General features: G+C 45.0%; 17 protein-coding genes. 9 read left to right on the plus strand and 8 right to left on the minus strand.

All coding sequences use genetic code 11. The features are described from left to right. Positions 1-10 precede the first annotated feature (10 nt). Positions 11-739, minus strand: a complete 729-nt coding sequence (locus I3254_RS02180; RefSeq protein WP_165598299.1) for a pantothenate kinase — start codon at positions 737-739, stop codon at positions 11-13. 59 nt (positions 740-798) lie between these two features. After that, complete coding sequence (locus I3254_RS02185) at positions 799-1,788, minus strand: biotin--[acetyl-CoA-carboxylase] ligase (protein ID WP_238050824.1); 990 nt, start codon at positions 1,786-1,788, stop codon at positions 799-801. A 175-nt stretch (positions 1,789-1,963) separates the two neighbouring features. Between I3254_RS02185 and I3254_RS02190 the strand changes: the two genes are divergently transcribed. From I3254_RS02190 to I3254_RS02215, 6 genes are all read left to right on the plus strand, one after another. After that, positions 1,964-2,767, plus strand: a complete 804-nt coding sequence (locus tag I3254_RS02190) for a sulfite exporter TauE/SafE family protein (protein ID WP_238050849.1) — start codon at positions 1,964-1,966, stop codon at positions 2,765-2,767. Between the two features lie 51 nt (positions 2,768-2,818). Beyond that, a complete protein-coding gene (locus I3254_RS02195) occupies positions 2,819-3,760 on the plus strand; it encodes a hypothetical protein (protein ID WP_238050825.1) in 942 nt (313 codons plus the stop codon). 66 nt (positions 3,761-3,826) lie between these two features. Further along, entirely contained in the window at positions 3,827-7,777 is a 3,951-nt protein-coding gene (locus tag I3254_RS02200) for an AAA family ATPase (RefSeq protein WP_238050826.1), read from the plus strand. Between the two features lie 215 nt (positions 7,778-7,992). Then, a complete protein-coding gene (locus tag I3254_RS02205) occupies positions 7,993-9,009 on the plus strand; it encodes a cell division protein ZipA C-terminal FtsZ-binding domain-containing protein (protein ID WP_238050827.1) in 1,017 nt (338 codons plus the stop codon). Between the two features lie 365 nt (positions 9,010-9,374). After that, on the plus strand, positions 9,375-11,375 hold the full coding sequence (gene ligA / locus I3254_RS02210; RefSeq protein ID WP_238050850.1) for an NAD-dependent DNA ligase LigA: 2,001 nt from the start codon (positions 9,375-9,377) through the stop codon (positions 11,373-11,375). Between the two features lie 171 nt (positions 11,376-11,546). Then, positions 11,547-11,687, plus strand: coding sequence for a hypothetical protein (locus I3254_RS02215; protein ID WP_179799058.1), 141 nt, complete (start codon positions 11,547-11,549; stop codon positions 11,685-11,687). A 152-nt stretch (positions 11,688-11,839) separates the two neighbouring features. Here the strand turns inward: I3254_RS02215 and I3254_RS02220 are convergent, their stop codons facing one another. The 4 genes from I3254_RS02220 to I3254_RS02235 all read right to left on the minus strand — a co-directional run bounded on the left by I3254_RS02220 (position 11,840) and on the right by I3254_RS02235 (position 16,795). Then, positions 11,840-12,604 carry a hypothetical protein gene (locus I3254_RS02220; RefSeq protein ID WP_238050829.1) on the minus strand — a complete coding sequence of 255 codons (765 nt, stop codon included), beginning with the start codon at positions 12,602-12,604 and terminating at the stop codon, positions 11,840-11,842. Between the two features lie 102 nt (positions 12,605-12,706). Then, complete coding sequence (locus I3254_RS02225; protein WP_238050831.1) at positions 12,707-13,240, minus strand: hypothetical protein; 534 nt, start codon at positions 13,238-13,240, stop codon at positions 12,707-12,709. Positions 13,241-13,598: 358 nt separating this feature from the next. Continuing rightward, positions 13,599-14,009 carry a hypothetical protein gene (locus tag I3254_RS02230; RefSeq protein WP_101204281.1) on the minus strand — a complete coding sequence of 137 codons (411 nt, stop codon included), beginning with the start codon at positions 14,007-14,009 and terminating at the stop codon, positions 13,599-13,601. Positions 14,010-14,338: 329 nt separating this feature from the next. Further along, positions 14,339-16,795, minus strand: coding sequence for a YgiQ family radical SAM protein (locus I3254_RS02235; RefSeq protein ID WP_238050833.1), 2,457 nt, complete (start codon positions 16,793-16,795; stop codon positions 14,339-14,341). A gap of 501 nt (positions 16,796-17,296) precedes the next feature. Here I3254_RS02235 and I3254_RS02240 point away from each other — a divergent pair. Both I3254_RS02240 and I3254_RS02245 read left to right on the plus strand, forming a co-directional pair. Then, positions 17,297-18,685: an ammonium transporter gene (locus tag I3254_RS02240; RefSeq protein ID WP_238050835.1), complete on the plus strand. Its 1,389-nt coding sequence runs from the start codon at positions 17,297-17,299 to the stop codon at positions 18,683-18,685. Positions 18,686-18,695: 10 nt separating this feature from the next. Then, complete coding sequence (locus I3254_RS02245; protein WP_238050837.1) at positions 18,696-19,337, plus strand: hypothetical protein; 642 nt, start codon at positions 18,696-18,698, stop codon at positions 19,335-19,337. Positions 19,338-19,519: 182 nt separating this feature from the next. On the opposite strand, the gene I3254_RS02250 is transcribed toward I3254_RS02245, so the two are convergent. Next, entirely contained in the window at positions 19,520-20,269 is a 750-nt protein-coding gene (locus I3254_RS02250) for a hypothetical protein (protein WP_238050839.1), read from the minus strand. A 164-nt stretch (positions 20,270-20,433) separates the two neighbouring features. After that, positions 20,434-20,901 (minus strand): Lrp/AsnC family transcriptional regulator, encoded by a 468-nt coding sequence (locus I3254_RS02255; RefSeq protein WP_238050841.1) that lies wholly within the window; start codon positions 20,899-20,901, stop codon positions 20,434-20,436. Between the two features lie 242 nt (positions 20,902-21,143). On the opposite strand from I3254_RS02255, the gene rarD reads away from it, so the two are divergent. Beyond that, entirely contained in the window at positions 21,144-22,166 is a 1,023-nt protein-coding gene (gene rarD, locus I3254_RS02260) for an EamA family transporter RarD (protein WP_238050847.1), read from the plus strand. Positions 22,167-22,391 lie beyond the last annotated feature (225 nt).

Here is a 22,391-nt window from a genome sequence, read left to right on the forward strand (position 1 = left end):
CTATAAGCGGTTAAGACTTATTCCGATAATCAAAGTATCTTGCCAAACCGTTCAAGAGCAAATCATCACGTAAACGCACTGGGCGATTAACATGCTGGGAGATAATGGCTGCATCTCCACCTGTCATAATCAACTCAAAATTAGGGTGACGATGGCTAATCTCATTAATCGCGCCGACGATAGAGAGTAAAATACCGCGATGTACCGCGTCTTGAGTGGTTAAGCCTTGGTTGACGCTATCAAAAGTACCGTTCGAGATAGTGATTTGCTTAGTACCAGAGAACAGTGATTCACGTTGCAGGTAGATGCTAGGGAAAATATAACCGCCCAAATGCTCAGCATGATCAATCAAATCAATAGTCACCGCTGTACCGCAACCAATCACACATTGACGTTTTTTCTTATCGACCGCGCCCAGCATCTGTAGCCAGCGATCACAGCCGAGCTGCTGATCATTGTAAGCACTTTTCATCAGCGCGTGTGCGGCATCGACATGGACAAACTCAAACGGAATATTCAAACGACTGAGCGTCTCTGATACTTTGGCATTGAGATTGTCACCCAATACCGATGAGATACCAATAAAGTCAGGCGCGTAACGCTCAAAGCGATCCGTCAGACCCATAAGTAATTCGGCAGGCGCTTGCAAATGCTGCTTAGCATCATGCGCGACTATTTGTCCGATATCATCGGTTAGCCAGTATTTTAGGCGGGTATTTCCAAGATCAAGCCAGAGCATAAAAGTCCCTTTATATAGTGCTCGTTAATGATGAGGTTCATCAATATAGTTGTCTAAGCCTAATAAATAACGTCGATGCGTCCAGTAAAAAGCGTAGAAATCTTACCGTTATCTTGGCGCAATTGCAAACAGCCATGTGTGTCGACACCGCAAGCGACTCCTGTCACGACTTTTTCTTCGTTATTATAGTCTTGGGTGACGCGCAAATGTAGACCTGATAGCGCATCCATCGTCGCAAACTGCTCCAAAAAACTATCCAAATAATAAGTATGACCCGTTGGCTGTTCTATGCCCAAATGCTCAAAGCGTGTCATCGCCGCTATCAATGCTTTGCACATCTGCTGATAGAGCATTGGTAGGTCTGGTAGGCTCGCAGATCGTGACTCTAAAGGTAGCCTCTCATTAATGTCTTGTAAGCTAATCGCTTGGTAGCTCATACCCTCAGACGTTTGTGTGGTGAGCTTAGGTGCTGCCTGTACGTTTAGGCCAATGCCTAACACCACACCGACCAACCTGCCAGCTTTCGTCACTGGCTCTATCAAAATCCCAGCCAGTTTATTAAAGGGTAGCGTACGCTGATTTGCTACATCACTATCCAATACGGAATCCAATACCGAGCTGTCCGTTATGGATTGTTCTTTAGATTGCTCTTCAGATTGGCTCTGAGCTTGCTGATAAAAACCCAAGTCATTTGCCCATTTCACCCCAATTGGCGTCAGTCCTTGTGCTTGCAGTTGCTCGTTCAAAGTTTGAATGACAGGCATCTTAGCTAGTTCAAGACCAATGATGAGCGATAGTAAGCCACTGATTGGCATATGCACGGGATGATATAACGATAGATAGACATTGCCGCGCGGTGATTGCCACGAGCGCCCGTGCTGACCACGACCTGCGCTTTGGGTTTCCGCGGTCAAAACGTGTACGGTGGCGACATCTAACGCCCCGTTTTGCAAGGCTTCTATCAGCTCGCTATTGGTCGAGGCGCTACTAGTCACATGACGGTGATTGAGCTCGGATAAATAGGTAGAAAAACTAGTGAGTGGCGGCATAAGTTTAGTCGATGTGGTTAAAGGAAACTTTGATATACTGAGCGATTGTTGCGGTCAGACAGTACCGAGTAAACAGCATAAAGGTCGCGTTGAGATTTGGCAAATACAATTAAGCATGCCTAAGCGCTAGTGAGTACTATAGCGCCAGTCAGTATTATAAAAGGTTCGTTCTATGATGTTATATGTGTGGTTTGTGATTGCAGGCGCGTTTGCGGGTGTCAGCGCGGGCTTGTTTGGCGTCGGCGGTGGCATGATTATCGTGCCTGCATTGGTCTGGATTTTTACCGCTTATGACTTTTCGCCAGAAGTAATCACCCATTTGGCCATCGGGACGTCACTGGCAACTATCGTAGTGACCTCAATCAGCTCATTAACTGCACACAACAAGCGTGGCGGCGTGCGCTGGGAAGTATGGCGCAAGATGGCGCTTGGGTTGGTCATCGGTAGTTTGGTTGGCGCTGGTATCGCGGATATGATTGATGGGCAAGCACTACAGGCTATCATTGGTTTCGGTGCGCTATTAGTCGCTCTAAAAATGCTGTTCTTTTCGAATAAAGAGCAGGTGGGCAAACCGTTACCATCGGCCGGCATCCAGTTTGGTGCAGGTACTGGCATTGGTATGGCGTCCTCTATTTTTGGCATTGGCGGCGGCAGCTTGACCGTACCTTTCTTAAATTGGGCAGGGCTGCCGATGAAACAATCGGTCGGTACATCAGCGGCATGCGGTCTACCAATTGCCTTGGCTGGAGCAGCGGGCTTTGCTTGGTTCGGTCAAGACGTGGTCAATCTACCTGAGGGTACGATAGGATTTGTCCATGTCACAGGATTCTTGTTTATTTCAGTCGCCAGCTTTTCGATGGCAAAAGTCGGTGCCAAGCTTGCCCACATATTACCTGCGCTGATGCTTAAGCGTGCGTTTGGTGTGTTGTTAATATTTGCTGGAGGACAGTTGTTACTGAGTGGGTTGGGTGTTTTATAACAATAATGAGTTTTTACAAAATTAGTAAGCAAACCGTGAGACATTATTAGTATGAAAGCTGCAGAAAAATACCGCCGTGTTTTCGGCTCAATGAATCATCTAAAAGACCAGTTATCGTGGACGACGGGTCTCTCTAATATGGTAGAGTTTTTGGCATGGGAGCCGCAGCGTATTTTAGGCATCACTAAAAAGCAATATGTACGCCAAATCATTGAATGGGCGGCCCACCCAGAGTTAAAGGATAAAAATATAGAGGATATTGAGCAATCAGTCATCAAAAAGCTCAATACAAAAATGAATGAAACTGAGCAGCTAGAGACGTATTCAACGCAAACGATGGGTATCTGTAATGCGAGAGAAGCCGTGCGCCGCGTAACATTCTTTTCTGAAGACTATCTCAATAAAGAGTTCGATATTTTTTTGAGTTTGTGCAGTGATGTTTATCTGAACTTATTTTATCAGCAATTTATTAGCTTTGAGCCAAGCGGGTCATGGTCGACACATGGTAATAGCGACATGTTTGAAAACAGTACAGAGCTAAAAGCAATGTATATGGACAACCTAGCCTACAACCATCAGGCGAATGTATTGATAGCGAATGAGTTAAAACTCGCTGGTCGGAAAAACCCAGACCCAATCCTAAAATACTGCTTGATGTACGAGCATTTATTAGAAAAAGGCTTTATCGATAAAGGGGCAAAATTTTTGCTGTTATTTATCGGTGGTGACGCGCTAAAGCAAAACAAGCAAACGCTCGTAAATAGGGAGCTGGCTCTGTGTCATAAACGGCCAAGGAAGTATCAGCATTTGCTAAGACCAGAGCTGTTAGAAATAGTTGATCATTTAGAAGTGGCAAGTATCTCTTGGGCAGCCTTTATCGAGTTTAATAATCGCTACTTAGCAGAAAATAGCGTCTGCCAAGTGGAGCAAAAACTATTACGAGGGTTCCATCAAAGCCTAGAATCAAAATCGTTTATGCACTTAGCAGTTTAACCCTAAAAACCCACTACAATTTCAGGTAGAATAGCCGCCTGTTTTTGCTAAGTTTATTGACTCTTCATGCGTTTAAAATCTCTAAAGCTGGCAGGCTTCAAATCCTTTGCCAATCCAACCACTTTTACTTTTCGTCATGGTATCACCGCCATCGTCGGGCCGAACGGCTGTGGCAAATCCAATGTGATTGATGCTATCCGCTGGGTGCTGGGCGAAACCTCAGCCAAGCAGTTACGCGGCGGGGCGATGAGTGATGTTATCTTTGCTGGTACGCAGGATAAGACAGCAAAAAGTGTTGCCAGTGTCGAGCTGACTTTTGAGCATACCCAAGATGAGCAGACTGGCATTCGCCACGAGTTTAACTTGTACCAAGAGCTATCGGTTCGCCGTCAGGTAAATAAAGATGGCCGCTCAGATTATTTTATCAATGGTACGCGTTGCCGTCGCCGTGATGTGGTCGATGTGTTTTTAGGTACAGGGCTGGGTGCACGTAGCTATGCGGTGATTGAGCAAGGCATGATTGGGCGCATTGTTGAGTCTAGTCCCGTGCAGCTGCGTGAGTTTATCGAAGAGGCGGCAGGTGTCTCGCGCTATCAGGCGCGCCGTGAAGAAACACAAAAGAAGTTAGAGAGAACAAAAGACAATCTAGCGCGCCTGCACGATATGCAAAGCGAGCTATTACGCCAACAAAAGTCACTGTCTAAACAGGCGGCTAGTGCGCAGCGTTATGAAGAGTTGGCATTAACACTAGCTGATATCGAGCAGCAGCTCGCTATTCAGCAACTATATCAAGCCAAGCAAACACATCAACAGCAGAAAGTAGCGCATGAACGTAGTGCTACTGAGGTGTCGACACTACAAGCTGACTACGACACGCTCAAAGCTCAGCAAGACAAGCTCACTGCGCGTATCAATCAGGAGCAATGGCTCAAAGACGATGCCCAAAGCGCTCACTATCAGCAGCAGCTCAGCTATCAACAAGCGGAACATCAATTGAGAGATGCTAAGTCACAGCTGACTACTATCGAGCAGCAACTGTCTGGCTTGGCTCAGCAGCGTGCGCAATCACTCGCTGATATCGAACGGCTCAACGCTGAACAAGCTGAGCAGAATCAAGCACTAGAAGCGTTACGCCCGCAGCTTATTGAGCTAGCAGATAAACGCGATAACTATAAGCGCAATGAGCAGCCACTACAACGCGCGTGGCACGAAGCGCAAAACAATCTGTCACACTTACAAGATAAAGCCCGTTCGCTTGAGCAGCAGCAAGCTATTAACGCTCAAGCACAAAAACGCCATCAGCAAAGTCATGATAAATGGCAACGCCGCGAGCAAAACTGGCAAAACCTGTGGCATCAATTACAGCAGTCTATAGTGCCATCTGACAGTGCTGATGTGAGTAAGACGGATAATGCGCACAATCTAAGTCAGGTGCTAGAACAGCAAGTCACTGAGCTAAGCACGCAGTTGCAGCAAGTTGAGCGTCAACGCGAAGCCGTCGATGAACGTTTGTCCGAGATACAACCGCAAGCGCACAGCTTGCAGCAGAAATTAAGCTCACAGCAGAGCGAGTTGAGCGATAATGAAAAGCGTCATGCGCTGCTGGCAGGCGAATACGATACCTTGCATCAGATATTGCATCCGAAACCTACACAACAGCAATCAGAAAAGTCGAAAGTTACCGCGACAGATAATGCAGATAGCGATGGCGTACATCATCAGCCGTTAGCCATTGCAACGCTACGTGAGCAGATTGAGCTAAGTGCAAAAGGGCAGGAGTATGCGCCGCTACTCGATAATATCTTGGCATTATGGCTAGATAGTCATGTGCTGATCTCTAATCTACAAGCTAACCAACAAGTTAATCAAATCAAGCAATCAGACGTTAATAATGCTAATGGCATTTCTCAACAAGCTAATAGCTTATGGCAAGCGCTTGAGCATGACATTGCAGACTTACTGACTTATCAAACGGCACAAAACACGCCTGCCAGTGCAAAAGATAAAGCTCTAGTAGAGACAGGTCATAGCTTATGGTTGCCTACTGCGCAAAGTGATATTAGCGACCAAGAATTTGTCAGCGAATTGCCAGATATCTTAAATGATAAAGTGTTGCCACTATCGCAGTTGATTAAGCAGCCGCTACTTTCGCTATGGCAACAGTGCTATATATATACGGCGCAGCTTGAGACCAGTCGGCAGCATGAGATTGATACTCTTGCTGATGCACTAAAGTCATTACCGCCATCCGCTATTTTGCTTACCGTAGATGGTTGGCTGATCAGTCGTCATGGGACGATTAACTTAAGCAAATTCGCTGGTGCACAGGATGAGCAGAATGATAGCAATAGCCAATTCCTTACGCAGCGTCTGCAACAGCGTACGCGTCTACAAGCGTTAGAAGACTTGCTTGATGAGTTTGAAAGCAAAATACAAGATCAGCAAAAATCTATTGTAAAAGACCAGCGCGACTATGATGCGTTGATAATTAGCTTGGAAGAAACACGCGCGCAAGCTGAGCAGTTAACCCGTGATAAGCACAAATACGAGCAGCAACTGACGACCGAGCGAGCCAACGCTGAGCGCTTGCAAGCGGATAGCCAGCGTCTGAACGCTGATAAAGCAACGCTTGAGCAAGAAAAGCAAGAATTGGCACAAGAGCGACAGACGCTTGATCAAGAGCAGCAGCATATCGAAATCGAGATAGCTACGCTAACGCCGCAAATAGCAGAGGCACGAGCGACAACTCAGCAACTGCAAGCTGAGCGCAGCGAGCTAAACCGTGCGCGTCAAGCTGATGATGACGCTTGGCAAGCATTGCAGCTGCGTATTCAGCAATACGAGATGCGCTTGGAGCATAGTGTTAGTAGTCTGGCTCGTGCGACTGAGCAATATGACAAGTCGTTAGAGAATGAGCAAAGTCTACAGACGCGTCACGAGCAGCAGCAGGCCAAATTGCCAGAGCTAAAAGCAGCGCTACAGTCTGCCCAAATAACACGCGATGAGCAGCAAGTGCTATTGAACGAGCGCGATACTGCGCTAATGGCATTAAAACAAACGTACGCTGAGCAGCAGACGGCATTTGATACATTGCAAAACACATTGCAAACGCAGCAAAGCGAGCTTGCCCGTCATGCTACTGAATTGGCACTGAGTGCGGCACGGTTAGAGGATGCTAGCACGCATACGCAAAGCGCTTTAGATGCTTATTATCGTGTGAGTCATAAATATAAAGCGCAAGCTGAGCAACCGCAACAAAGCATGAGCGTCTCAAACTTGCTAGCAGATTTCATTGCTCATGATCGCCGCGTCCGTCCAGACAAAATCGCTGGGCTAGAGTCCGAGCGAGTCAAGTTGACCCAGCAGTTGAGAAAAATTGGGCCAGTGAATTTGGCAGCGGTCGCAGAGTTGGCCGAAGTAAACGAACGCTTAGAGCCACTCGCACAGCAGACGGCAGATATCGCGGCCAGTATGCAGACATTGACCGAAGCGATTGCCTCTATTGATGAGACGACTAAGACGTTATTTATGCAGACGCTTGATGCGGTCAATAATGAGCTGGCCAATTTATTTGCCAAAGTCTTTGGCGGTGGACAAGCCAGCCTGACGTTGAACACTGACGAGATGCCAGCCAATACGCCAAAGTCGGAACAATGGCGCGCAGGGCTTACCTTGATGGCGCAGCCCAAGGGTAAACGTAATAGTCGCTTAGCGGTATTATCGGGTGGTGAAAAAACCCTTACTGCATTGAGTTTGATTTTTGCGATATTTAAGCAGCATCCCGCACCGTTCTGTGTCCTTGATGAAGTCGATGCACCGCTTGATGATGCAAACGTTGCGCGCTTTACCAGTCTTATTCATGAGCTAGCAGATGATTTGCAGTTTATCTTTATTAGTCATAATAAACTGACGATGCAAATTGCTGATGAGCTAAAAGGCATTACTATGCCAAGTGCAGGTATTTCTACTCTAGTCAGTGTGTCGCTTGATGAAGCTGCGCGTTACGTAGAGAGCTAAGAGTAAAATAGTTGTTACCAAAAGTACTATGAGAATCAGCACGATGCAAATATAATCAATCAATTGGCATAAATGCAATTAAGCTTGACCTCAGTCCCGCATACTGGTTATAAAGTACACAATGTGGTGACGATATAAGTCAGCCATGCTAGAATATTGCCATTTATGCTCGTTTGTGTATTCCCTTTTGTTATATATACTAGGATGTATTTATCATGACCGTTATTCAGTTTATATTGATTGCCATTGCCGCGTTTATCGTGCTCGCAGGGCTGTTTATGGTCATTCGTAGCTTTAAGCGTCGCGGTGCTACCGAAGCTGCTGCGGTCAATTATGATAAAAATGGTATTCCCATCATACCGCGTCACGAGCGTAACATCGTCGATCAACCCGACCTTGATGACACAGTCGCAGGCGAGACGAGCATCGGTCCAGATCGTAGTTACTTAGATGCTGTGGTTGAAGAAGAGCCGTTGACGCAATTGCATACCAACGTTGATGCTCAACTAACGGCTGAGCGTAACCATATAGCAGCTGACGATCATGACGTCATCGATGAAGCGGACTACGCTCGCTGGCAAGAAGAGCAACGCCGCGCCGATAGTGCTGAGTTTGTAGAAGTCGCAGATCAGATGCATATCGAGCAAGAGCCTGATGCGTTCTCTAGCCTAATGTCAGCGACCGATAGCTTGATGCCAACCATCGATACGGCAGAAGAGCCAAGCTTCGATGACAACAGCCCGATACTGGATCAGCATCTATCAGAGTCAGGTGATGATGCGCAAAACGGCCCGTTGATTAATGCCAAAGACAATATCAATATCACCATCTTGCCGCACCAATATCGTGACCGCCCAGCGGCGATTATCCGTGGTCGTGATCTGTTAGCATTGATTGATAAATACGGCTTACGCTATGGCGCGATGAATATGTTCCATCGCTATGAGCAAAAAGACGGCACGGGTATGTTGTGGTTTAGCATGATGGGCATTACTGATAGCGGTATCGCACCGTTTGATCCGCATAGTGTCGCGACCAATACTTATAACGGTGTCGTCGTATTCTTGTCACTGCCGCATCCACAAGCCGTGCGCAGCTTTGATAGTATGATGAGCATTGCTTATATGATGGCAAGCGACCTTGACGCGATTATGCTGGATGAAGAGAATGAACCAATCACGCCTGAATACAAGCAGCAGCTACGTAACCAAGTCCGTGATTATGAGGGTTAGCAGCTCAAAAGCTACGAAAGTTAAAAGCTGATTAATAGCAGAAATCATAAAAAAGGCAAATAGCGATTAACGTTATTTGCCTTTTTTAATGAGCTATAGTTTCTGCAAAATGCTAATCATAGTAGACTGAGCGAGCCTGACACAGTATTTGATTTATATAGGATTGACTATACCGAGCTTCCTACAAACTTGTTATCATATCGACATCTTGAATTGCAAAAAAGACGCCGACTATGACTGACTCTACCTCATCAAATAATTCTAAAAACCCATCTACTCAAGTAGAAAACCAAGCACCTGCGACCTCTAATATACCCAGTCCTACCGATAGTAGTACGGATAATAGTGTAGAGATTGTCTCAAAAATGCGTGCGCTTATTGAAGCGATTAAGACGCATAACTATGCCTATTATGTGCTCGACAGTCCAATATTAGAAGACAGCGAGTACGATCAGTTGCGTCGCTCCTTGCTTGAGATTGAAGAAGAATATCCAGATTTGGTGCAGCCAGATAGCCCAATCAATCAAGTCGGCGATATGCCGCTATCGGCTTTTACTCAAGTCACTCATGATATTCCTATGTTGTCGCTAGGCAATGTCTTTGAATATGATGATTTGCGTGATTTTATGCGCCGTGTCAATGATCGTCTCAGCGACTCGCAGCAAAACCCTGAATACGAGATGGAGCTAAAGCTTGATGGGCTGGCTGTCTCACTGAAATATGAGCATGGTAAATTTGTCCAAGCGGTCACGCGCGGTGATGGGCAGACAGGTGAAGATATTACTCAAAATGCTAAGACCATTCGTAACTTGCCACTATGGATAGCTGATGCTGCTGATATTGAGTTGCTAGAAGTGCGCGGTGAAGTATTGATGCCCAAGGCAGGGTTTGAGCGTCTTAACCGACTTGCCGAAGAGAACGAAGGTAAAACTTTTGCCAATCCACGCAATGCCGCCGCTGGTAGTTTACGTCAGTTAGATCCAGCGATAGCAGCCAGTCGTCCATTGGCATTCTATGGCTATTCGGTCAATCAAGGATTGCCAGATACTATCGACACTCAGTCAGGGGCGTTGGCATGGCTTACCGAGCTTGGATTTACGGTCAGCGCAGTAGAAGTGGTGGCAAATCCACGCGCCGCGCAGACCTATTATGAGTCAGTGATAGAAGGGCGTAGCGATCTGCCATTTGAAATCGATGGCATGGTGATCAAGGTTAATAGCCTTGCGTTACAGCAGCAGTTAGGCTACCTATCACGTGAGCCACGCTGGGCGACTGCTTATAAATTCCCTGCCGAAACGGTAATGACGCGTCTAAATGATATCGAGTGGCAAGTCGGACGTACGGGTCAAATTACGCCAGTCGGTAAGCTTGAGCCTGTCAAAGTCGGCGGCGTCACTGTCAGTAATGTCACTTTGCACAACTTTGGCGAAATTCAGCGTTTAGATGTGCGCGCAGGCGACACGGTCAGCGTTCACCGTGCAGGTGATGTCATCCCAAAAGTCACTCGTGTCTGGCACGATCAGCGCCCAGCCGATAGCGAGCCGGTCACGCTACCTTCGACTTGTCCTGTCTGTGACTCTCCTGTCGTGCTGCCTGAAGATGAAGCATTGGCGCGCTGTACGGGTGGGCTGTTTTGCCCAGCGCAGCAGCAAGAAGCGCTTATCCATTTTGTCTCGCGTCGTGCGATGGATATCGATGGACTTGGTGCAAGTTGGCTGATTAGCTTCTTTGAGCATGGTCTGGTCAAGACTGTCGCTGATATCTATCAGTTGCACAATCATGCGGATGAGATGGTCACCTTTGAAAAACTGGGTGAGAAATCGGTCCAAAATATCATCAACGCTATCGAAGCTAGCAAGCATACGACATTGGCTCGCTTTATTTACGCACTAGGTATTCGCGGTGTTGGTGAAGGCACAGCACAGAACTTTGCTCAGCAGTTCAGTGATTTAGATAGCCTGATGGCCGCCAGTGTCGAGACATTGATAAAAACGCCAGATGTTGGAGAAATTACTGCCGAGCTGACCTATAAATTCTTCCGTGCGCCGCACAATATCGAAGTCATCACCGCACTACGTGAAGCTGGCGTGCACTGGGATAAGGTCGAGCAGGTTGCATCAGAAGGTCTACCACTCGATGGGCAAACGTGGGTTATCACAGGTGCGCTCGATAGCATGGCGCGTGATGAAGCCAAGGCGAAGCTACAAGCATTGGGTGCAAAAGTTTCGGGCAGTATTTCTGCTAAAACCACGGCATTACTAGCAGGCGAAAAAGCAGGTTCAAAAATGGCGAAGGCTGAGAAGTTGGGTGTGAAAGTGGTGGGTGAGGACGAGTTTTTGGCGATGGTTGGGGATGAGAACCGTTAAAAAATTGCACTGCTAACTGCGAGCATAGCTCTTGTCTTGCGTCGGGCAAAACAGTGTTTTGCTTATTCCTCCTCAGGTTTGCAAGTGAAAATCCCTTAGAGGGGATTTTCTGGTTAGGTCATACTTTAATAACACGCCCGTCCCTAGCGCAAGAGCAAAAGATTTAAAAGCATGGCCTCAGCATCGCTTACTTTAATAGTGGGCGAATATGCGGGTCATGAGCCGTCTTTCTTTAATGGTTTACTCGGCGCTCGTCCCTCGCGTATGGCTATCGCCTTGTATAGAGATAAGGTAGACATTGTAGAGGTGTAGAATTCACTTCATGTACTTTTTACAAAAAGAGTTTTTAGGCTATAAGTTTTATCTGATAAATATGTGAAATAGTCTACACGAGGGATTGATTTCAGTTATTTGCTATACATTATATGGCGCCGTTGAGTGCACACTATAATAAATTACTACTTCTAAATAATTTTTGTAGCTGGTAAATCTCTAGGATTTTTGATATGAAAGTTTTCAATTCCGACGAACCTTGCGAATTCACTCCAAAAAAATATCATAACTTCTTCAGCTTTTTTACTTAACTCTGTATCTACTAATAACGAATTCTTAATAAAATGGCAGGGTATTAGTATGTTGTCACTAATATCATTTACCTTATACGAACTTTGAATAAATGCTACTTGATGTATATTTGAATATTTAGGCGTTCCATCTACATTCGTTTTAAGAAGCTCTCTACAAATGTAACCAGCCAAAATTTCAGGCTGATAGAAGTCAGCACGCTCATTAATTATAGTTAAAAATCCATATGTATTATGAGTCATGCCGAAGCTATTGATGGTTGATTTTATTTGTTTGTTTGCCTTCCTCATTACTTCTTCTATTTGTCTAAAATACAGGTTATCCAACTTAGTTGTAAGTTTTTCGCCATCTTGTAGTATTTGAGTAGCTTCTCTAAAGTTATGTTGCACATAAAAAACAGGAAGTCCCTCAGCTTGATTAATTTTATCTGTTTCACTTTGCACATAACCTATAACTTTATCTCGTGGATTGGACTTTAAGGTTTTTAGTTCAATGACAAGCAAATTATCAATAAGGTAATCTGCAACCTTTTCTTTATCTGAAAATGTTTTGGTTACTTCATCTAAGTCAGTAATCCCCTTCAAATTTGCGACGAACTTCTTAAAGTTTTCTTCAGTGGCAAATTTCGGATAGTCATCTTGCATCGATTTTTTCCTATAAAGTAGACTTACTTAGTGGTCACAAGTAGTATTCCGCACACCTTTCACTTTGAGCAATTTTATTATTTTAAATTTGTAAATACGCTATTATGGTACTTCTCCATGCGCTTTCACATCACCTTTCTTACCATCTGGCTGAATCACGATAGGTAATACCAGTCCTTTAGCAAAGTCATCAGACAGCACATAATCATAGCGACTGGCAGCGACATCAGGCGTGGTATGAATGATAAGCGTCATCTCATTGCCATCGGTTAGCTCGTGTGAGACATAGGTTTCGCTGAGTTGATCTAACGCTTTCGATAGTGCTTCGTTACTTGCCATACTGATAGTGAGGTTGTGCTGCGCTGTCGCCGCGTCCACATCGAAGTACTCTGCATAGTCTCGGACGTTTTGACTATCGATGGCAAACGGATATTTATAATTGGTAGGGTCGGCAGGCTTTGCACCACTATCTACCAGTGACCAGTCGATGGTATCAGCTGTCGATGCAATTGGATCTGTTGCTGTCTCCGCAGTTTGCTCAGTGGCATCGACAGAATCGGTAGCGTTATCGCAGCCTGTCAGCGCCCACATGCTTGCCGTTGCAATTACCATCATACTTATCAGACGCTTTGCCATCGAGTTACCCTTTTGATTATCGATTATGATTGATTTGCTTTACCTGCTATTTTGACAGTTTTCTTTGTGCTTCTCTAGCGAAATACATTAGATGGCAAGTTTTGATATAGTCTAATCCTCTATAAAAGAATGACAAAGTTAACCTCGCTAAGCATACTAATGTATAACTTGCACTCGGTTTCCTTGTGTCGAAATTATATTGAACTGACTATACAACTATCTACCTGATACTGTTTTTTATAGCCATCTTTATACGCGTATCAAACGAACACGCGTAAAAAAGCAGCCACCATATAATGACTGCTTTTTCTCTATTACGACTATTTGTCTATTACGACATGAGCGTATCTCTAGCTGATTAGATTTGGCAGTTTACTTGGTATTCTTTACCGTCAGCCCACTTCATCGCAAAGATACCTTTGTCGCCTTTCATATGCCATGCATAGACGACTTCTGGGTTTGAGTCGTTTACATAGCTTGCAACTTCGCCTTTCACTTTACCGTTTAGGATGATTGGCTGCTCGGCCCATTTTACTTTTGGCAAGGTGACGTTGAGCATCACTTGTTCTTTATTGATAGACTGCTTTGCCATGATTTTGCTGTCATCGGTACAGGTGTATGGTGCTGGTGCCATACGATCATAGGCAGCGGTTACTTTTTCTGGAACTGGCGTATCAGTTGCATCTGGGGTAGTGGGTGCGGTAGTCGCACAAGCGCTCAATAAGGCAAGGACTGGTAGGGTGGTCGCAATTTTAGTTATCATTTTCATAGTGCTCTCCAAAGCTTTTCGCTGATGTCATTTACTTGTTCTTAATGATGCGTTTAGCATATGAGGGTTATAGTAGCGAAAACGAACCATTTCAGTGTTAGAAATTGTTCGTTACCTGTTAGCTTCGTTACCCAACCGCTGTCTAATGTAACTTGTAATCTGAGACAGGGTGAAAAGTAAGCAGTGCTAATTGTGAAATGTGCGATTATAAAATTAGCGCATAAAAAAGCGTCTATCAACGAGTGGCCGATAGGCGCTTTTTTGTTTTACTTAACACGCGTTAGATTGAGCGTGTACTTTTATACTATGAACACTATTTGCTATGAATACTACTTGGTTTTACGCGGTGGCAGACCAGTATGCTGCGTTTGAAAATTGCCTTTGCTGACTTTCTTCTTACTGTTTTTACCCGCTGCACCTTTAGCTGACGCACTGCTGTTTGACGAGCCATTACTACGCTTCACTGAATCATTGCCAACACGGCTATTCTTCTTGCGCGCTGACTGATAAGTATCTTGCGCGGCATCACGCCCTTCTAAACTGGCGTTAAATGGTGGAATCAAGCAACCACGGTTTTTACCAATCAAGTCACTACGACCCATGTCTTGTAAGGCTTTACGTAGTAATACCCAGTTTTTTGGATCATGATAGCGTAAGAACGCTTTATGCAATTTGCGCTGCTTGCCAGACTTGACGATATCCATGTCACCTTCATCACGGCTGACCTTATGTAGCGGATCTTTGTGCGTGTGATACATGGTAGTCGCGGTCGCCATTGGGCTTGGATAAAACGCCTGTACTTGGTCAGCACGGTAGCCATTACTTTTGAGCCAAAGCGCAAGGTTCATCATATCTTCATCTTTGGTACCCGGATGGGCAGCGATGAAGTAAGGAATCAGATATTGCTCTTTGCCAGCTTCCTGACTGAACTGTTCAAACATGGCTTTGAACTGATCATAACTGCCCATGCCAGGTTTCATCATCTTCGATAGCACACCTTCTTCAGAGTGCTCAGGCGCAATCTTAAGGTAACCACCGACGTGATGACTGACCAACTCTTTCACATATTCAGGATCTTTTACTGCCAAGTCATAACGCAAGCCTGAAGCAATCAGGATTTTTTTCACGCCTTTGATATCACGTGCTTTGCGATATAGCTTAGTCAAATTACTATGATCGGTGATTAGGTTTTCGCAGACATCAGGATAGACACAAGATGGCTTACGGCAGTTCTTTTCAATGGTCTCGTCTTTACAGCTGAGGCGATACATGTTTGCCGTTGGGCCACCAAGGTCAGATATCACGCCAGTAAAGTTCGGTGCGGTATCACGAATCGCTTCTACTTCACGCAAGATTGAATCTTCTGAACGGCTCTGGATAATGCGGCCTTCGTGCTCAGTGATCGAGCAGAAGGTACAACCACCAAAACAGCCGCGCATGATATTGACCGAAAACTTGATCATGTCATAAGCAGGGATACGCGCATCGCCATAGCTTGGATGCGGCAAGCGTGCATACGGCAGGTCAAACACATAATCCATCTCTTCTGTCGAGAGTGGCACTGGTGGTGGATTGAGCCAAACGTCGATAGAGGTATGCGAGTTACCAGCACCGCTACTATGACGCTGTACGAGCGCACGCGCGTTACCTGGGTTGGTCTCTAGATGCAAGATGCGGTTGGCATGGGCATAGAGTACAGGGTCAGATTTGACATGCTCATAATCAGGCAGACGAATCACCGTTTCCTCACGGGGCGGCATCTTGATCTTGTGCTTGCGTGCGGTCTTTGGCTTATCAAAGCCGCGCATTTGCACTACTTGCGTTTCGGTGTCTACTTGATTGGCGTTGATGACTTTATTGGCAACTGGCTCAGCGACAAAACCCTGATACTGTGACGACATTGATGAAATGGACGACGGCATGGCTTGCCCAACAGGGGAGTCAGATGGCTTTTCTTGCTCGATTGAGCATTGGTCTACATCTTCTGTCATCACATAAGGGTTGATGATTGGATCGACACGGCCAACGGTATCAACATCATTACTGGCGACTTCTGTCATGTCCGATTGCCAATGACGGCGAGTCGGTGTCAACAGATAAGAGGTGCCACGCAGTTTACTCATTTGCTCAAAGCTATAGCCTTTAGACAGACCATGTACCACATCGACGATCGCACGCTCAGCATTACCATATAGTAAGACATCAGCACGCGCATCCAGCAAGATACTACGGCGGACTTTGTCTGACCAATAATCATAATGAGCGATACGGCGTAGACTGCCCTCAATACCGCCCAAGATAATTGGCACATCAGGATAGGCTTCACGGCAGCGCTGGCTATAGACGATAGCGGCGCGGTCAGGGCGTTTGTTTGCCACGTTGCCAGGAGAGTAAGCATCATCGCTACGGATTTTACGATCTGCGGTATAGCGGTTGATCATGCTGTCCATGTTGCCCGCGGTCACGCCATACGCATAGACGGGTTTGCCCAATTCCATAAAGGCGTCTTTGCTCTTCCAATCTGGCTGCGCGATGATACCAACACGAAAGCCTTGCGACTCAAGCAAGCGACCGATAATCGCCATACCAAAGCTTGGATGATCGACATAGGCATCACCTGAGATGATGATGACGTCACAAGCATCCCAGCCTAGATCGTCCATCTCTTTGCGGCTCATCGGCAGATAAGGCGCTGGCTCGTAGCAGCTCGCCCAGTGTTTGTCATAATCGTAAAGTGGCTTGGTGCCTTGTTTAAAGGCAGTGCGGGCGATGGTATCGGCAGACATGGGCGGACCTGTTAATTAGAAAAATGGCACTAAAAATACAGCCCTTATTACCCAATGATAATAAAGGCGAATTTAAAAGCGCTCATTTTAACATGAATCGCCTTCACTATGCGACCTATTCTATGAGTGGCGATTGCCGATAAGTTATTGATAGCGTGAGATAAACTGCTCATGCAAAGTAAGCTATCTGCACAGCAAAATAATGGCAAAAACAGTCTAGACAGAACAGTCACATTATCAGTTCAATCAAACTTACTTCCAACAATCATTCTCTACCCTAGTTCAATTTATGCTTACATCGTTGCAAGCATAATTATCAAAATACTGACTTGGCTGATACTGGTCATTTGTTTTCTTATATTTATAAGTTTCTTTAATTTCTAATAATAGGTTTTGGCACAGGTTTTGCTCCACCCTTATTAGGGCTTATTTGTGTGCATTAATGAGTAAAAATAGTGCACCGATAACATTTGAACGGATAGATAAGTGTTTGGAGATAAAATGAGAACATCCTCTATTGGACTGGACACGATAAAGGTATTGTTAAAACGATCACAGTCATCGCTAAGTAATAGGCTGGTACTAAGTACATTATCGTTTGCAATGATGGGTAGCGCCCAAGCCGCTGAGACTGACACATTGACCGTGGCGCAGATGCTCGAATATCAAAATATCGCTTGGATTATCTGGGGCGGGGTATTGGTGTTCTTTATGCAGGCAGGTTTTGCTCTACTTGAAAGCGGATCGGTACGCGCGAAAAACGCAGTAAACGTGATGATGAAAAACTATACCGATATGTGTATCGGTGGTCTGGCGTTCTACTTGGTTGGTTTTGGATTAATGATGGGGACTAATAATTCAGGCTTCATCGGTACGGATCATTTTATGCCAGTCGCGTTGTCTAATATGGACTGGGCATTGATGTTCTTTCAGATGATGTTTGCAGCGACAGCGGTGACGATTGCAAGTGGTGCAATGGCAGAGCGCGTCTCCTTTATTGGTTATGCGGTGGCCGCCTGTTTGATTTGTTTGTTCATTTACCCTGTATTTGCCAGTTGGGTATGGGGTGGTTATTTTGGCGGGACAGGCTGGCTAGCCGAGCTTGGTTTTATTGATTTTGCTGGATCTACTGTCGTGCATTCTATCGGTGGCTGGTTGGCATTGGCAGGCATCTTAGTCATTGGCCCAAGGTTAGGCCGCTTTGCCCCTGATGGCACGCCAAGACTCATCGCAGGGCATAACATGACGTTGCTAGCGCTTGGCGGATTTATCTTATGGTTTGGTTGGTTCGGCTTCAATGCTGGATCGACGTTATCTATCACCGGCAATATTGGCTTAATCGCAGTCAATACTTTCGTCGCTGCAGTGAGTGCGGTGGTGAGTTATATGCTTATCTCCCGATCGCTTAACAAAGCCATTTTACTGAGCGATAGTGTCAATGCCAGTTTGATTGGTCTCGTATCTATCACGGCAGGCTGTGCCACAACGACACCTATGTTTGCCATTGTTATTGGGGCAGTCGCTTCCGTGGTTTATATCTTATCATCGCAAGCGCTATTAAAATTTAAGGTAGATGATGTGGTCTCGGCAGTGGCAGTACATGGTTTTGGCGGGGCATGGGGTACGCTCGCAGCAGGATTGTTTTATACAGGAGATTTGTTTAACTTATCACGGCTTGGCGTACAAGCGTTGGGCGTCGGCGTGGCGTTAGGCTGGGGACTGGGATTGGGGCTAGTGATGTATAAGCTTATCGATCTCAGCTTTGGGTTAAAAGCCAGCCGCTTACATGAGCAGCGCGGCCTTGATTATACCGAGCATGCAGAGCTTGGTTACCCTGAGTTCCAGAAGCAAATGTTTGATTCAAAGAGTTTAACCGAGCGGCATTTATAGGAGAGAGCTGATGAATATTGATACTCAATCCGTAGACCAAGCTGTGACTGTGATGGCAGAAGTACTTGCCGATTATCTACATCCTGAGGAGGTGCGACTACTTAAATCACAGTGGCAGCGATACTCAACGGTCTCTGTGAAAATGATGCAACAGTGCGTCTTGGATGCGACAAGGCGCTATCCTGAGCTGCAAGCTTATAAGTCTGATATTAGGAAAGGCTTTTGGGCTACCTTGCAAGCGGACAGTCAGCAAACAGTAGAGGCTGATAGTCACAATAGCCATAATAGTCATAATGAAGCAATCAAAGCGCCAGTCCCTGTCTCTGAGTTGGTTCTGGCATTTTATACCGTCATAGAAGCACTGCGCAGTCAGCTATCAGAAACAGAAAGTCGCAACCTATTTCTGACCATGCACCAAACTGTTTCGCAAGAGCGCACCTTCAAAGGGCATAGTCTTAACATCAGTCAGTTTCTAGAAGGCAATCGCCCGTCTGTACCTGATAATGAGCACCTGTTAAATAATTTGATGCAGTTGGCTTATGTATGCTTATGCGATGTTGCAGGACCTGTCGAAGCAGATGAGATGATGTTTCGAGCGGCAGAGAAGGCAAAACAAAATTACCCGAAAACACTGGTCGAAAAGTTATTTTAAGATATTAAGCAGGCACGTTACGATTTAGTATGGAATACCTTTCGATAACGTACCTTATATAAAGGGGCTTTTATAACGTAGCTTTCAAGATGTAGCTTTCAAGATGTAGCTTTCAAGATGTAGCTTTCATGATGTAGCCTGAAACTTGATACTAGACGATGAGCGGTATAATAGTTAACTATCTAATCTAATAACTGAAGCGGGAAAGTAACCACGTCAAAGGCGAGGGCAAAGGGTAGCAATACTAGCTTTTGTGCGCCATTTGGACCGCTACGAGTGACGACATCTTGCTGAGTTTGTGTATAAAAACTCACCGTATATGGTTTAGTCAGTGCGCGATAGTTTGACTGAATTAACCCTAAATTACTAACTTGCGGATAGATAGCGCCTTTGACAGGAACGCTAAAACAAAAGCGCTGAGCATTGATACGTTGATCGCTCGCTGAGGTGCACTCTTTACCGTTATTTTGCAAAAAGAACTGGTAGTCTGAGCGCCCAAACTCATCTTTTAATTTAGCATAAGACAATTTCATCTCACCTTGAAAGTACCCATCATTATTGGGTACATGAAAGCTCATGTCGTTATCCACTTGAATATTTTTTTGCGTGAGGTTACTTAGTAAGTTTACCATTTCTGTCCCACCTTGGGTGAGGACGTAGCTGTTCTTTTCACCTACGATAACCATTGACGCGTTTGGCATTTTTGGTAACGGCTGAGCAGGACGACCAAAGGCAACAATTTGATCTTCAGACAGAATTTGCTTCGTCGTGTTTGTGGTGACGTGTCCGCTATTGTCTAATAGCGAGCTGGTCGCACAGCCTGAGCTGGCTAGTACCGTAGCAAACAAAGCGCCTGCTATTACCTTTTTTGAATTTGACGGTTTTAGTAACGCTTTCATGTTGTTGTTATCAGCGTTTGTATGGTCAATCATGATTAGGCTTCCTTGTCTAACAAATGGGCTTACGAAATTAACTATCGAGTTTTTATTTCTTCTCGGATGTCTGGTGAATATCGTACAGTGTTTATATGTAACTTAGCTACTTATCATCCATTGTCATATGATAGGTAAGTGTAGCTGAGACTGTTAAATTATAATTAATCTAGCGTGATTTTGGTTCCACTCTTAGTAAAGTTCATCACAAATTGGCTTTTAAAATTGCGCACATTATTTTCGTAAGTCAGTAAGCTGCGGGTGAACTGATGATAGTCGCTCATATTCTTTGCATTGACCATCAACATAAAATCAAAATCGCCCGATACTTCATAACAGCTCATGATTCGTGATTGCGCATCCATCAAGCGCTCAAACCGATGTTGCATTGAGGTGTTAGAGCGCTCCATTTCTATCATTACTACTGCTGTCAGACCATAGCCCACTTTGTCAGGATTGACGATGGCTACTTGTTTGGTAATCACGTCACTATCTATTAGCACTTGTATACGCCGCTGCGCCGTCGCAATGGATACATGCACTCGCTCTGCGACAGTTTTAAGCGGTAATGTCGCATCATCTTGCAGCAAATTTAAAATAGCTTTATCAATATTATCTAAAGTATGGCTCATATCAGGACATCCTTAACAGCAGAGTTTTTTATCGCTTTTTATAAATATTATCACTAAAAATAATAATGTAAGAAAATAATGATTTATAGGACACCTATGTGATATTTTTATTCATCAATGAACTTATATAGAGATAATATATCAAATCACCCTAGTAAAATAGACCATACCAATTAGAGTCGCTTCAAAAAGAGAACTACCTATTGGTTTTTTATCATCTATTAATAGCTACGGTGCTTATCATGTCTATCTCAATGCTCTCCAATGTATTCGCTAATACGCTAGCAACGACTGCTGCACGTTTGCCACTACCTGCGATTTGGGCGACAGGTAGCGCACAACAACGCACTCTGATATTAGGGGTGTCTTTTGCCATATTGTCCAACGTGCTATTTGGCGTACTCTATGCCTATAGCAGTCTTTTAGCGCCATTATCAGGGACGCAAGTTTTTATCTGGCGCATGCTCGCGATGTGGGCAGCGTTGGTCGGATACTTAATGGTCAGTGGACGTCTGGGATTGCACATCGATAAATTGAAAGTGCTCAAAGGCGCTAAGCAGTGGGCTTGGTTGCTATTACCCACACCGATATTTCTCAGTCAGTTTTGGTTATTTATGTGGGCGCCAGTGAATGGGCAAGGTGTGCAAACTGCGATGGGATACTTCTTATTCCCGTTAATGATGGTAGTGTTTGGTTGTGTCCTCTTTGGCGAAAAACTAAGCCGTTTGCAATGGTTGGCAGTGGCCTTTGCTGCATTGGGCGTGGGTAGCGAAGTTATCCGTACCCAAAGTGTCTCTTGGGCGACGCTATGGGTATGCGGTACGTATCCTATTTACTACATTTTACGCCGACTGCAGGGAATTGGCGCAGTAACTGGATTATTGGTTGATTTAACGATATTTGCGCCCTTTGCTCTGGCTTATTTGTTCTTCTTTGCCCCAAGCAGTTTGGTATTGGTTAGCGGCTCTGGTTTCTTTATCATGATGCTAGTAGGTTTGGGTGTGCTCAGTGTCTTGGCGATGAAGACCAATATTGATGCCAGTCAAATGCTACCAGTCAATGTCTATGGCATGATGAGCTATTTGGAGCCTGCGTTGCTATTTATCTTGGCAGTGACCGTACTAGGCAACCCGTTTGAATCAGCGATGATCTATAGCTATGGTCTGATTTGGTTAGGTATTGGGTGTTTGATTGTTCATGGTGTTAGGCAATTACGTCAGGCTAGTAGAAAGACAGCACTACTTTTAGAAGAGCAAGCAGCATAATGTAGGTGGGGGAGTTTGATAAAACCTTGCTATCTTATAAATTCTGTTTTTACCAACTAGCGTTTAAAATGGTTATTTATAAAATGCTATAAACAACAAAAAAGGACGGCTCAATATATACTGAGCCGTCCTTTTCTATTTAGATTAAATGGTGTAATGGACATTATTCATGCTGGCGTAGGGTCTAACGCTATATACTGTCTATATTTGCAAGGAATCAAAGCC

The sequence above is a fragment of the Psychrobacter sp. Ps2 genome (assembly GCF_022129405.1).
GTDB lineage: Bacteria > Pseudomonadota > Gammaproteobacteria > Pseudomonadales > Moraxellaceae > Psychrobacter.